Below are 14017 nucleotides of genomic sequence, written 5' to 3'. Positions count from 1 at the left end.
CGCTGCAGCCACCTTGAGAACCGGCGGGACGGCCGGGTCCGCAACCAACAGAGGAGACTCACGTGCACACGAAACAACGCTCCACCCGCTTCAAATGGCGCTCCCTCGTCGCGATGGCCGCGACCGCAACCCTGCTGCTGACCGGCTGCAGCGTCGGAGCGGCCACGACGGCTGTCGCGAAACACGATCTCGTGATCGCGAGGGCGATGGACCTGACGACCCTCGACCCCGACCGCGGCTACTGCGACACCTGCCAGATCGTCTTCACGGCACTCTACGACCGGCTCGTGATCGTGAGTCCAGAGGACTCGAAGACCCTTCAGCCCGGGCTGGCCTCGACCTTCACCGCGAACGCCGACAACACCCAGTTCACCTTCGGACTCGACCCAGCGGCGACCTTCTCGGACGCCTCGCCCGTCGAGCCGAAGGACGTCAAGTGGAGCCTGGAGCGCCTCGCCAACATCAAGGGCAGCGCCTCCTACCTGCTCGCGGGCATGTCCTCGATCGACACCCCCGACGCGAAGACCGTGGTCGTCAACTTCGCGGCGCCGAACTCCGCGTTCCTCGCGATCGTCGCGGCGTCGTACCTGGGCATCGTGAACAGTGACGTCGCCAGCGAGCACGGTGCATCCGCCGCGGCCGACGCGTCGACTGCGGACACCGCAGAAGACTGGTTCCTCTCCAACTCCGCGGGAAGCGGCCCGTACATCCTCGACAGCTACACGGCCAACAGTGCCGTGAAGCTCACGGCGAACCCGAACTACTGGCGCACCAAGCCGACCTTCGACACCGTGACGCTCAAGGAGGTCACCGACTCGAGCTCCAGCAGCTCCAGCAGCTCCAGCAAGGTGACGTCGACATCGCCATGCAGATCAGCCCAGACGCCCTGGACCAGCTCAAGAACACCCCGACGGTCACGACGGCGGCCGTCGATTCGTTCAACTACACATACATCGCCCTGATGCCAGGTGCAGAGGGCGGGGCTCCCCTCGCCGATGTCCGGGTGCGGGAGGCGATCAAGGACGCCATCGACTACGACAACATCGTCAAGACCCTCGTCGCAGGCTACGGGAAGCTGCAGGGCTCTCCGATCCCGAACGGCTTCGAGGGAAGTGAGAAGGTCGCCCTGCCGAGCTACGACGTCACGAAGGCGAAGGCGCTGCTCGCAGAGGCCGGCTACCCGGACGGCTTCACGATCAGCTCGACGTACCCGAAGATCGTTGCATACGGCGTCGACCTCGACCTGCAGATGCAGGCCATCCAGCAGAACCTCGCTTCGGTCGGCATCACGCTCGAACTGACGCCGGTCGACTTCAGCCAGTGGGCCGACGTCATCGGCGGCAAAGGAACCCCGATCACGGCCGTGTACTTCGCCCCTGACCACACGGACTCGAGCCAGTACGTGCAGTACTTCGGCCTGATCCCGAACGGCGGATACGTCGCCAACTTCGCCTCTCTGGCCGGCAAGACGGTCAACCAGGCCGAGGTCGACGGGCTCACGACTGCGCTCGCCCAGACCGGAGCGGAGCGCACGGCGAGCTACCAGGCGCTCGCCCAACTGATGGCCGACGACGTCAATATCCTGCCGATCGTCAATCCGCAGTTGATCATGGCCCACGCGAGCGACATCACGGGGGTGACGTACAGCCCGTGCTGCAACGTCGACCTCGGGGCGCTCGGGCTCACGAAGTAAGCCACTGCCCAGCGACAGTGCGGGGCGCGGACCCGGTCCACGCCCCGCACTGTCGCCCTGTACCGTCGCCCCGCACTGTACCGTCGCCCCGCACTTTACGGAGTTCCAGATGCTTCGCTTCATCCTCAAACGGATCGCCATCCTGCCGCTGCTCCTGCTCGGCATCGTGACGATCGCTTTCGTGATCTCGCGGCTGTTGCCGGCGAATCCGATCGCCTCGCTCGTCGGCGAACGCAACCTCAACAATCCCGAGATCGTCGCCGCCGCCAAGGCGCGCTGGGGCCTCGACCAGGACCTCTTCACGCAGTACCTGAACTATCTCGGTCACCTTTTCCAGGGCGACCTCGGCACCTCCTTCAGCACCAAATCGAGCGTGACGAGCGACCTGCTCAGCCGTCTTCCGGCCACGATGGAGCTCACGATCGTCGCCCTCCTGATCGGCACACTCGGCGGCATCGCCCTCGGCGTGATCTCGGCGAGCCGGAAGGACCGCTTCGCCGACCACCTGAGCCGGTTCTTCTCCCTGCTCGGATCGTCCCTCCCGGTCTTCTGGACCGGCCTCGTCTTCCTCTTCGTCTTCTACGCCCAGCTCGGCGTTCTCCCCGGCCCCGGCCGGCTTTCGGCCAGGATCGAACCTCCCGCGAACGTCACTGGCTTCTACACGGTGGACTCACTGCTCGCCGGCAATATTCCGCTCTTCCTCGACGCGGTCAGCCACCTGATCCTCCCGGCGTTCATCCTGGGCTGGGGGCTGGTCGGCACGATCAGCAGGCTGGTCCGCGCCTCGATGCTCGATGAGATGCACGCGGACTACGTGCGCACCGTGCGCGCGAAGGGCCTCAGTGACGGGTTCGTGATGCGGCATCATGTGCTGCGCAACTCGCTCACCCCGGTCGTCACCATCGTCGGCTTCGCGTTCGGCGCGCTGCTCACCGGTGCCGTGCTCGTGGAGCAGATCTTCTCCTGGAACGGGATCGGCTCGTACGCCGTCGGCGCCACCCGCACCCTCGACTACCCCGCCATCAACGGGGTCACCCTCGTCGGCGGTGCCATCTTCCTCCTGGCCAGCCTGGCCACCGACATCGTGTACGCCGTCGTCGACCCGAGAGTGAGGCTCGCATGACCGCGATCTCGTTGCCCAGCCTGGCCGGAAACGCCCGCGACCTGTGGAAGCGCGGGTCGGCATCCGCCTGGCTGCGCCCACCGATGATCTTCGGATACGTCGTGCTCGCCTTCTGGATCGTCGCCGCCGTCGGCGTGCAGTGGATCGCGCCGTACGACCCGATCAAACAGGTGGGCGAACGGCTGCTCGCGCCCAGCGGGACGCACTGGTTCGGCACGGATGCGCTCGGTCGCGACGTTTTCAGCCGCACCCTCTACGGTGCCCGCTATTCGCTCCCGATCGCCGCGGTCGCGATCGTCGTCTCGGTGACGATCGGCAGCGTGCTCGGCGCCGTGGCCGGCTACTTCGGCGGCTGGGTGGATGCCGTGATCATGCGCATCGCGGACATGACGATGGCATTCCCCGCGATCCTGCTCGCGATGGCGGTCGCCGCCTCGCTCGGCCCCGGCCTGAACAACGCGTTGATCGCGATCGTGATCGTCTGGTGGCCGATCTATGCCCGGCTGATGCGCGGTCAGGTGCTCTCGATCAAGCAGCGGGAGCACGTCGAATCGGCCGTGGCGATCGGGGCGAGCGGTCCACGGATCCTGTTCCGGCACATCGTGCCGCAGTCGCTGACGCCGATCCTGGTCAACGCGACCATGGACCTCGGCCAGGTCATCCTGCTGGTCGCCTCGCTGAGTTTCCTCGGCCTCGGCGCCCTGCCGCCCACGCCGGAGTGGGGTGCGATGATCACCGACGGCGCCAAGAACTTCTATCAGCCGTGGATCGCCGCGGCCCCCGGGTTCGCGATGCTCACGATCGTGCTCGCGATCAACTTCATCGGCGACGGCCTGCGGGACGCCCTCGACGTGAAGGCCACCCGCCGCTGAGTCGCCGGCAGCACAACAGGAAGCGGCGCCCGGACTGTGTCCGGGCGCCGCTTCGTTGGTCCGGCGGGGGTCAGCTCGCGATGCGGGCGCCGGGGATCGCGGCGAGCAGCTCCCGCGTGTACGACTCCCGGGGCGAGTCGAAGATCTCCTCCGGGGTGCCGCTCTCCACGATGACGCCGTTCCGCATCACGTGCACGAAGTCGCTGATCTGCCGCACGACGGCGAGGTCGTGGCTGATGAACAGGTAGGTCAGGCCGAATTCATGCTGGAGTCGCATCAGCAGGTCGAGGATCTGCGCCTGCACGAGAACATCGAGGGCGGACACCGCCTCGTCGAGCACGATGAGTTCCGGCCGCAGCGCGAGCGCGCGTGCGATGGCGACGCGCTGGCGCTGGCCACCGGAGAGTTCGTGCGGGTAGCGGTCTGCGGTCTCTGCGGGGAGGGCGACCGCGTCGAGTAGTTCGAGCAGCTGGACAGCCCGGGATTCCTTCGTGCCCCAACCGTGGACGACGAGGGGTTCGACGATGGTCGCGCCGACCGTGAAGAGTGCGTCGAGCGAGGCGAACGGGTTCTGGAACACCGGCTGGACCCGGCGACGGAAGTCGAGGAGTTCCTTCTTCGTGAAGCCGCTTGTCTCGGCGCCTTCGAAGGTGATCGACCCGGAGGTCGGTGCGTCGAGCCCGAGCACGAGTCTCGTCGTCGTCGACTTACCCGAGCCGGACTCGCCGACGATCGCGACGGTGCTGCCGCGGGGGATGCTGAAGGTCGAGCCGGCGAGGGCGACGAACCGCTGCGGGCGCGACAGGAACCCGCTGCGCACGACGAACTCCTTGCGTACCTCGGAGAGCTCGATGATGTTATCGACATGGCCCGTTCCTGCGGCCTGATGCGTCGCGTAGGGCGTCGCCGCCCGCGTCTCCCCGCGGCGCACGGCGAGGCTCGGCGCCGCCAGGAGCAGGCGCTTCGTGTATTCGTGCTGGGGATCCTCCAGGATCTGGCGTGCCGGGCCATGCTCGACGATGCTGCCACGGAACATGACGAGCACCTCGTCGGCGCGCTCGGCCGCGAGGGCGAGGTCGTGCGTGATCATGAAGAGCGCTGTGCCCATTTCCTCCGTCAGTGCCGAGAGCTGGTCGAGGACCTGCCGCTGCACGGTGACGTCGAGGGCACTCGTCGGCTCATCAGCAATGAGGAGCTGTGGGCGGCAGGCGAGCCCGATCGCAATGAGCACGCGCTGACGCATGCCGCCGCTGAATTCGTGCGGGAACTGCCGGAAGCGGCGTTCGGGCTCGGGGATTCCGACCATCCTGAGCAGCTCGATCGCCCGGATGCGTGCGGCGGAAGGCGTTGCGCCATGCGCCTCGAGGGCCTCGGTGATCTGGTGGCCGATCCGGTAGACCGGGTCGAGGTTCGACATCGGGTCCTGCGGCACGAGGCCGATGCCGGCCCCGCGCACCCCGGCCATCTGCGCCTCGGAGGCGTGGGCGAGGTCGACGCCGTTGAAGAGGATTTTCCCGGAGGTGATGGTCGCGTTCGGTGCGAGCAGGCGGTTGATCGCCGCGGACATCGTCGACTTGCCCGAGCCCGACTCGCCGACGACGGCGAGCGTGGACCGTGCGGACAGCTCGAGGTTCGCGTCGGAGACCGCGGTGAACACCCCTGGGCGGTCCGGAAGGAGATGGACAGGTTCTGGATCGAGAGCAGCGGCCGCCCGATGGCGGTTTCCGGGGCTGCAGTCGCCGTGGCAGTTTTATCGGACATGCGTCCAACATAAACGCGTCGCGTTTCGGCGAGTCAATGCAGTGTTTCGGACAGGTTTAATCTGGAAGAGAGGCCGGCGCGGGGTTCTGGTGACTGAAACCGTCATTCATCGGAAACATCCTCGCCACGCGACCTCCCTAGATTTAGGCGCATCCGAATCCGCACCTAGTCGCGGAGCAGCATGCCGTAGCAAAGGGGTATTCATGAGTGGAAACAGCGCCCGCCGTCAAGCGATCAGGGATGTAAGGGCTTATGTTCCTCCGGCCCCGAGCTATACAGCGACTGAGACGCCGGGAGAGATCTTCGGCGAAAACGTCTTCAACAAGGTCGTCATGCAGAAGCGGCTGCCGAAATCCGTCTATAAGTCCGTGATGGCGACGATCGAAAACGGCGCCAGGCTCGATCCGCTCGTAGCGGATGCCGTCGCATCCGCGATGAAGGACTGGGCGCTCGAAAAGGGTGCGACCCATTACGCCCACGTCTTCTACCCGCTCACCGGGCTGACAGCGGAGAAGCACGACAGCTTCTTCGAGCCCGTCGGCGATGGCACGGCGCTCGCCGAATTCGCGGGCAAGACCCTCGTGCAGGGCGAGCCCGACGCATCGAGCTTCCCCAACGGCGGCCTGCGCAACACCTTCGAGGCTCGCGGGTACACCGGCTGGGACGTGACGAGCCCGGCATACGTGCTCGAGAACCCGAACGGCAACACCCTCTGCATCCCGACGGTCTTCGTCTCGATGACCGGCGAAGCGCTCGACCACAAGACCCCGCTGCTGCGCTCGCAGCAGGCGATGGGCGAACATGCCGAACGCATCCTGCGCCTCTTCGGGCACACCGATCCTGCCCGCGTCGTCTCGTTCTGCGGCCCCGAGCAGGAGTACTTCCTCGTCGACCGGCACTTCTTCCTCGCCCGCCCCGACCTGCTCAACTCCGGCCGTACCCTGTTCGGCGCGAAGCCGCCCAAGGGCCAGGAGTTCGACGACCACTACTTCGGCGCCATCCCCGAGCGGGTGCTCGGCTTCATGATGGACACCGAGCGGGAGCTCTTCAAGCTCGGGATCCCCGCGAAGACCCGGCACAACGAGGTCGCCCCCGGCCAGTTCGAGATCGCGCCGATGTTCGAGCGCGGAAACATTCGCCGCCGACCACCAGCAGCTGCTCATGACGACTTTCAAGTCAGTCGCCAAGAAGCACGGGATGGCCTGCCTGTTCCACGAGAAGCCCTTCCAGGGCGTCAACGGCTCGGGCAAGCACGTCAACTTCTCGCTCGGCAACAACGAGCTCGGCAGCCTTCTCGTCCCGGGAGACAACCCGCACGACAACGCCCAGTTCCTGGTGTTCTGCGCCGCCGTCATCCGCGCGGTGCACAAGTACGCCGGACTTCTCCGCGCCTCGGTCGCCTCCGCGACCAACGACCACCGCCTCGGCGCCAACGAGGCCCCGCCGGCGATCATCTCGATCTTCCTCGGCGACCAGCTCGCCGACGTCTTCGAGCAGATCGCCCAGGGCCCGGCAACCTCGTCCAAGGACAAGGGCTCGATGGTGATCGGCGTCGACACGCTCCCGGTGCTGCCGACCGACCCGGGCGACCGCAACCGTACGAGCCCGTTCGCGTTCACCGGGAACCGGTTCGAGTTCCGTGCCCCCGGTTCGATGCAGACCGTCGCCGGCCCGATGGTGACGATCAACACGATCATGGCCGAGTCGCTCGATTACGCGGCGACCGAGCTCGAGGCCGCCGTCGCCGGTGGCACTGACTTCGACACGGCCGTGCAGAGCCTGCTCACCCAGATCATCACCGACCACGGCGCCGTCGTGTTCAACGGCGACGGGTACTCCGATGCCTGGCCGATCGAGGCGGAGAAGCGCGGGCTCGCAAACCTGCGCACGACCCTCGACGCGCTGCCCGAACTCATCACCGAGTCGGCAATGGACCTGTTCGACAAGTACAGGGTCTTCAACCACCGCGAGATGCACAGCCGTTATGAGATCGGCCTCGAACAGTACGCTCTCACCATCGGTGTCGAGGCGCGCCTCACGCTCGAGATGGGGGCGACGGTCATCCTCCCCGCCGCCGTGCGTCACCAGACCGAACTCGCGATCAACATCGGCGCCCTCACGGCCGCCGGCGTTGAACCCGACCACGCCGCACTGAGCGAGGTGTCCGCCCCGATCACCAAGCTCCGGTCCGCGCTCGCCGTGCTCCGGGACGCGCTGGCCGGCGGATCGGAAGAGACCGCACTCGGCGAGGCCGAGCACGCTCGCGACGCGCTGCTTCCGGCGATGTCCGCGGTCCGCGCCGCCGCAGATGCCCTCGAAGAGATCGTCGCGGACGACCTGTGGCCGCTCCCGACCTACCAGGAGATGCTCTTCATCCTGTAACCGCAGAGCACGTACGTCCTCCGCCCGGTCAGCCTGTTTCTGCTGGCCGGGCGGATGCGCGTTCTGACCCGATCAGATGAACAGCGTCGTCGTCGACTCGGCCGCCTCCCCGAGGAAGGTCGCGACGCCGCCGAGTTCGACGCCGTCCATCAGGTCGGTCGGAGCGATCCCGAGCAGGTCCATCGTCATCGTGCACGCGATCAGGCGCGCCCCGCCGGCCTGCGCGGACGTGATGAGATCGGGCAGCGACGAGACCGAGTTGTCCCGCATGACCTTCTTGATCAGTGCCGCACCGGCACCGAGCATATTCATCTGCGACAGCGGCATGCTGCCCGCGCTCGAGGGCATCATGGTGGCGAACATCTTGTCCATCAGTTTGCGTTCCCGCTTGGGCGGGTCCGTGCGGCGCAGGGAGTTGAGCCCCCAGAACGTGAAGAACATCGAGACCTCTTCGCCCATCGCGATCGCCCCGTTGGCGATGATGAAGGCGGCCAGCACCTTGTCGAGGTCGCCGGAGAACACCACGAAGGAGGTCTTGTTGGGTGTCGGCGAGCTCACGATGCCGACGGATGCCGCAGGCCGGGTCGCCAGAGCGGCCCCGCCCTTCCGCATGGTCGCGACGTAGCCAGGGCCCTCCGGCGAAATGGCGACGAGCTCGTGTCCGTTCCGCCTGGCCCAGGCCGGAGCGTCACTGGCGAACCCGGGGTCGGACACGTGCACGACAACCTCGTCGCCGGCATCCAGTGTCTTCATCTTCTCGGATAGCTTCATGATCGGGCCTGGGCAGGCGAGTCCGGAGCAGTCCAGGTCGACCTGCACGCCGGTGCCGTTGGCGAGCAGGGCGGCCTGCGCGGCGGCCTTCGTTGCAGCGGCCGTGAACTCGGCTGCTTCGGCGTAGGTGGTCATCGGCAGCGGGGGTTCGTCGCTTTCGGGCTCGACCTCGTGCCACGACCGGAAGGTGTCCGACCCGCCGGAGAGAGTGGCGACATCCGTGAACCCGCGTTGCACGAGCGCGCGGTAGGCGAGGTAACTGCGGAACCCGACCGCGCAGTACAGGCGCAGCGGCCCGGTGCGGTCCCAGAGCTCGCATTCGAGGCGGATGCTTCCGAGCGGCACGTTCTCGGCGCCCGGCAGGTGCCAGATCGAGAATTCCTCCGGGGTGCGCACGTCGATGAGCCGAGCCCCGGCAGTCGCTTCCGGGTAGTCCTGGGCGTACCAGAGGGTGAGGTCGCCGCGGAGCACGTTGCTCGCGACGAAGCCGGCCATGTTCACCGGGTCCTTCGCGGAACCGAACGGAGGAGCGTACGCGAGCTCGAGCTCCTCGAGGTCGTAGACGGTCTGGCCACCGCGGAGGGCGGTCGCGAGCACGTCGAGGCGCTTGTCGACGCCGTCGAAGCCGGCGGCCTGCGCGCCGAGGATGCGCCCGGTGTCGGGGGCGAAGAGGACCTTGAGCTGCATCATCGCGGTGCCGGGGTAGTAGCCGGCGTGGCCGGAGGGGTGCACGTGCACGGCCCGGTACGGGACCTCGGCGGCGAGGAGTTGCCGTTCGGTGGCGCCCGTTCCGCCGGCGACCATGTCGAAGATCTTCACGATCGAGGTGCCCTGGGTTGAGCGGTAGTCGGTGTTTCGGCCGCAGATGTTCTCGGCGGCGACCCGGGCTTCGCGGTTCGCGGGTCCGGCGAGCGGGGCCAGCCAGCGCCCCGGCAGCACGGTGTGCGGCGTTTCGACGGAGTCGCCTGCCGCCCAGATGTGCGGGTCGGAGGTGCGCATGTGCGTGTCCACCGTGATCCCGCCGCGGGCGCCGAGCTCGAGCCCGGCCGCCTTCGCGAGCGTGGTGTTCGGGCGCACCCCGGCGGAGAGGATCACCAGGTCGGCCGCCAGGACGGTCGAGTCCGTGAGCTCGACGTTGAGACCGCCGTCGGGGCGGGCCGCGAATGCGGCGGCCGCAGTCGACAGGTGCAGGGTGATGCCGCGACTGCGGAGGTGGTGTTCGACGGGGACGGACATCTCGTGGTCGAGGGGCGGCAGGATCTGGTCGCTCATCTCGACGACGTCGACGAGGGCGCCGCGGTGCTTGAGGTTCTCGGCCATTTCGAGGCCGATGTAACCCGCGCCGATCACGACGGTGCGCACGGGTCCGCGGGCGCCCGTCGCGGCGAGGGCGATCGCGGCATCCAGTTGGGCCTTGATGGCGTCCATGTCGCCGATCCGGCGCAGCACGTGCACGCCGGGCAGGTCTATCCCCGGCAGGGGAGGGCGGAGTGGTTCGGCGCCCGTGCAGAGCGCCAGTTCGTCATAAGGTTCCTCGTAGCTGCGGCCGCCGTCGACCTCGCGGACGGTCACGGTCTTCGCGGCACGGTCGATTCGCAGCACCTCGTGTCCGACCCGCACGTCGATGTCGAGGGATTCGCGCAGACTTTCCGGCGTTTGCAGGAGCAGGCGGCTGCGATCAGCAATCACTTCGCCCACATGGTACGGCAGACCGCAATTCGCAAACGAGACGTGATGACCGCGCTCGAGCACGACGATCTCAGCGAACTCGTCCAAACGGCGGGCGCGGGCGGCGACGGATGCGCCGGCTGCGACCCCGCCTACGACAACGATCTTCATGGGGTGCCTTTCGTCGGCCGGGACAGCGATTCGGCCAACCCGGCATATACCCCCGTGGGTAATTGGGGGACTGATTCTGACACTACACCCGCGGGATACCGCGGACCGTGCACTCTCAATACCCATGGGGGTATAGTGAGTGCTTTCACCCACGAAGGAGCTGCCGATGTGCCACGCCAAGACCTGTAAGACCTGCGGGAAGACCACCTGGGCCGGCTGTGGCCAACATGTCGACCAGGTCATGCGCGGAGTGCCGAAGTCGCAGCGCTGCCCCGGGCACGAGAACGAACAGGCGTCCGGTGGCTTCCTGTCCCGGCTCTTCGCGGGCCGCTAGCCTGCTCCGAATTCAGGAGTGGACCCTGTGCAAGCCAGGGTGTAGGTGGATGCGCCGAACGCGTCCGCGGGGCCGACCTGCCGTCCCAGGTCTTCCTCTTGCCACGGAGTAGAGTCTGATTCTCGGCTCTGACCTGCCTATCCGTTGCCGCACTGCGGTCACTAGGATTGAAAATGGGACTTCGGAGCACATCAGTTGTACTCGGTTTCGAAGCGGGGGCGCTGCGGCGCTGCGATTGTGGGGAGATGGACATGCGCGCTCGTTCACGTTCGGCCGCTTGTGTTGTGGCTTTGACAGGGTTGGTTCTGCTCGCCGGCTGCACGGGCCCAGCCCCAGCCTCGCCCGCCTCCGTTTCGGCGACGGACCTGGCGACCGAGACTCCGACGCCTGCGACCGCGTCGGCCGGGCAGACCCGCCCGGCCGCTGTCTTCGGCGGCGATTGCGCCGCAGTCCTCACTGTGGACGAGGTGGCCGCGGCGGTTGGTACGCACGTGACCAGTTGGGCGGCGGCCAGGGCGAGCTCACTTGCGGAGAATCCCTACTATGCCGTGGTGCCCGCGCGTGGTGGCATCGACTGCCAATGGTCCGTGGAGGAGAGCCCCACGTCGGCCTATCTCAGTGCCGTGGTGGTGGCCGCTGCATCGGTACCGACCGACACGGTGGACCAGATCGCCTGCTATGGAGCCGACGTGGCTGATTCTGCGGAGTCGGGGGCCTGCCGCATCAGCGCTACTGTGGCTGGATATTGGCTCAGCGCTGACGTCTATACGGCAGTCGGAACCGTTAACGAGGACGCCCGTAACGCAGCGACAAAGCTTGTCGCGACGTTCTCGGGTCGCGCATTGGCGGCGGGCACCCCGGAGGTGGCGGCAACGCCCATCGGCGCCTGGGAGCGCGAGGATTGCGCAGCACTATCGACCGCTGCAGACATCACGCACGCTGTCTCCAGCCCCGGACTCGCGGTCAGGTCCAATGACTCAGAGGGTACCGAGGGCTCAGAGGGACGTTTCGCGGCCAAAACGAGCACAGGCGCATTCGCATGCGGCTGGTCGCAGTCGCCGATACCAGAAGGCCAGATTGGATCCTTCAGCGTCATCGCGTTGCCCGGTGGGGCCTGGGCGCAGGAGGACATCGCGCGGACGACCGGCGCCGAGAAGGTGTCAATTCCCGGGGTCGACGGCGTGATCCGGATTCCGAATGAAGCTGGCGGCTATACCTTCGACGTTTTCGACGGAGTCAACTGGCTGCAGCTATCGGCGGACATTTCGGCCGAGTCGAATCTCGACCAGTTGATTCCGGCGATCCCAGCGCTCGTCAACGTTCTCAACGCCGCCTGAGCGGCGTCGGGTCGAGCCCCCGACGAACCGGAACGGCGCGTCAGGGAAGACGACGGTGAGGCGGGTTCGGCCTCGGTCAGTCGCGGTTGGGTGGTCCGGTGAGGACCTGGTGTGCGCGGTGCCTGTTCGGTGGCCGCCAGAGTCGTTGCGGGTCGATCAACCCAGGCGCCCGCACCTGCGGTGAGCCCTTCACCATCCGGATCTCCCACCCAGAGGTGTCGATGCTGTGGTGATGGAACCAGCACAGTAGGACACCGTTGTCGACGTTGGTCGGTCCGTCCTGCGCCCAGGGCTTCACGTGGTGTACTTCGGCCCAGTGAGCCGGGGCTTTGCACCCGGGGATGATGCAGCCGCCGTCGCGGGCGGTGATCGCCCGGCGTTGCGCCCGGTTGAAGTACCGTCGTTCCGGACCGAGCTTGAGGACCTGGTTGTTTTCCCCGAAGAGGACCCCTTGGAAGCCGCCGTCACAGATGCGCTGGTGCACCGTCTTCAGCGATACCGGGGCCTCAACCCCGTCGATCCAGCCGACGCCGATCCCGGAGGTGAGGTCGGCCGCGTTCACGTGCACCATCACCGTCGGGGCGGATCCGCCCATGCTGGGCGTGTCCTCGTCGCGGGCGGCGTGTTCGAACAGGGCCCGGAGGATGTCCGCGCGTTTCTCCCCACTCGTGCGGGTGTCCGCGCGCCGCTCCCGCAGCTCGGCCTCGATCACCATGAGCTCCGGGCCCGTACCGACGTCACTGTCGGTGCCCGCGGTCTCGGCGCCGGGGATCATCTGTCCGGAGTCCATGAGGGCCTGCTCCTCCGCGGTGGGGAACGCGGGCCGGGCGTGGAAGCTGAGGAAGGCGTCGAACATCGTGTTCATGATCCCGAACAGTTCCGGCGTGACTCCGCCCTTCACCGGATACAACCCGTTCTTGAGTTGGCCGAAGCCGATGTTCGATTTCGCCTCGAACAGGTCCTCGGTCGGGAGGACCCCGTCGGGGTCCAGGGCTGCCTGCCACTGCGCGACCATGCCCCGGATCAGGTCCGTGGTCACCGGGACACCTGCCCCGGCCAGGTTCTCGGTCTCCGGGGTGATCAGCCCGGCCGCGGACGCGACCAGGGCCCGCTCCGCCGTCAACAGGTCATCCGGGGCCACCCGGTGGCTGATCACCTGCAACCCCGCCACGATCAACTCCGCCGTCTCCACCCCGATCTCCCCCGCCGTCAGGGCGGCCCCGACCGTGGGGAACAAGGGCGGCAGCCAGCTGCTCCCGCCGCACGGCCGCGGTAACACCGCGTCGCCGAGCTTCGTGCGCCGCTTCACGTCTCGGGCCGAGACCCGCGTCACCCGGGTGAGGACATCCCACGGGCCCGTGCAGCCCATCCGCCAGGCCAGACCCTCCCGGCCGAGCACCCGGGCCCGCCGGTCCACATCCGTCGCCGTGCTCACCCGGGCCGCATCCACCGTCCGCCCGATGGCCTCCACGGTGCTCAGCGCCGTGACCGCTTCTGTGTCGCTGAGCAGCCCCAGCGGGATCGCGGCCAGGGCGTCTGCGAGAACCGCCTGGGCTTCGGCGAGCCTTGCGACAGCATCCGCATGCACCGACGGCACCGACCCCGCCAATCCTTCAGCACCCTCGAAACCCTCGGCAACCGCGACCGCAACCGGATGGGCCGACTCGGTGGATGCGCGGCCCACCGTGGTGGGCTGATCGCCCGCGGCCACTGAATCGTGGGCCTGCGGGGTGTGTGACTGGGGATCTGAAGCTCCTGCCATACCCCGATTCTACCCCGAATCGAACACGAATACGAGATCTACTCAGTTTATTTAGGCCATCGAGGTTTGAGTGTCAGACTTAAATATCATTCTGAGCGCAAATTCGAGAGTCTCCTGAGCGGCCTGGAAAGTTTACTTGACGC

The 14017-nt window shown here is 67.2% G+C and carries 9 protein-coding genes and 2 pseudogenes; 8 read left to right on the top strand and 3 right to left on the bottom strand.

Going from position 1 to position 14017, the window contains the following annotated elements:
• The first annotated feature begins 62 nt into the window (after positions 1–62).
• The 4 genes from RGU41_RS11980 to RGU41_RS11965 all read left to right on the top strand — a co-directional run bounded on the left by RGU41_RS11980 (position 63) and on the right by RGU41_RS11965 (position 3688).
• On the top strand, positions 63–962 hold the full coding sequence (locus tag RGU41_RS11980) for an ABC transporter substrate-binding protein (protein ID WP_322136319.1): 900 nt from the start codon (positions 63–65) through the stop codon (positions 960–962).
• Positions 866–1693: an ABC transporter substrate-binding protein gene (locus RGU41_RS11975; RefSeq protein WP_322136318.1), complete on the top strand. Its 828-nt coding sequence runs from the start codon at positions 866–868 to the stop codon at positions 1691–1693. The genes RGU41_RS11980 and RGU41_RS11975 overlap by 97 nt, the downstream gene beginning before the upstream one ends.
• 109 nt (positions 1694–1802) lie before the next feature.
• On the top strand, positions 1803–2816 hold the full coding sequence (locus RGU41_RS11970; protein ID WP_134558716.1) for an ABC transporter permease: 1014 nt from the start codon (positions 1803–1805) through the stop codon (positions 2814–2816).
• Positions 2813–3688: an ABC transporter permease gene (locus RGU41_RS11965; RefSeq protein WP_134447197.1), complete on the top strand. Its 876-nt coding sequence runs from the start codon at positions 2813–2815 to the stop codon at positions 3686–3688. The genes RGU41_RS11970 and RGU41_RS11965 overlap by 4 nt, the downstream gene beginning before the upstream one ends.
• 70 nt (positions 3689–3758) lie before the next feature.
• Here RGU41_RS11965 and RGU41_RS11960 read toward each other — a convergent pair.
• Positions 3759–5449, bottom strand: a pseudogene (locus RGU41_RS11960) (dipeptide ABC transporter ATP-binding protein).
• Positions 5450–5652: 203 nt separating this feature from the next.
• On the opposite strand from RGU41_RS11960, the pseudogene RGU41_RS11955 reads away from it, so the two are divergent.
• Positions 5653–6171: pseudogene (locus tag RGU41_RS11955) on the top strand (glutamine synthetase III); the annotation flags it as partial.
• A gap of 439 nt (positions 6172–6610) precedes the next feature.
• Entirely contained in the window at positions 6611–7831 is a 1221-nt protein-coding gene (locus RGU41_RS11950; protein WP_322136317.1) for a hypothetical protein, read from the top strand.
• A gap of 72 nt (positions 7832–7903) precedes the next feature.
• Here RGU41_RS11950 and RGU41_RS11945 read toward each other — a convergent pair whose 3' ends face one another.
• Positions 7904–10441, bottom strand: coding sequence for an FAD-dependent oxidoreductase (locus RGU41_RS11945; RefSeq protein ID WP_322136316.1), 2538 nt, complete (start codon positions 10439–10441; stop codon positions 7904–7906).
• A 166-nt stretch (positions 10442–10607) separates the two neighbouring features.
• Here RGU41_RS11945 and RGU41_RS11940 point away from each other — a divergent pair, with 166 nt between their 5' ends.
• Positions 10608–10775, top strand: a complete 168-nt coding sequence (locus tag RGU41_RS11940; protein WP_134447189.1) for a hypothetical protein — start codon at positions 10608–10610, stop codon at positions 10773–10775.
• 458 nt (positions 10776–11233) lie between these two features.
• The gene (locus tag RGU41_RS11935; RefSeq protein WP_322136315.1) at positions 11234–12112 is read left to right on the top strand and encodes a hypothetical protein; all 879 of its coding nucleotides are present in this window, start codon (positions 11234–11236) and stop codon (positions 12110–12112) included.
• A gap of 76 nt (positions 12113–12188) precedes the next feature.
• Here RGU41_RS11935 and RGU41_RS11930 read toward each other — a convergent pair whose 3' ends face one another.
• Complete coding sequence (locus tag RGU41_RS11930) at positions 12189–13874, bottom strand: HNH endonuclease signature motif containing protein (RefSeq protein ID WP_322136314.1); 1686 nt, start codon at positions 13872–13874, stop codon at positions 12189–12191.
• Positions 13875–14017: the final 143 nt, after the last annotated feature.

This window comes from Cryobacterium sp. 10C3 (assembly GCF_034314285.1).
Classification (GTDB): Bacteria; Actinomycetota; Actinomycetes; order Actinomycetales; family Microbacteriaceae; genus Cryobacterium; species Cryobacterium glucosi.
The sequence above is the reverse complement of the archived record's forward strand: the minus strand, read 5'-3'. Positions and strand labels throughout refer to the sequence as shown.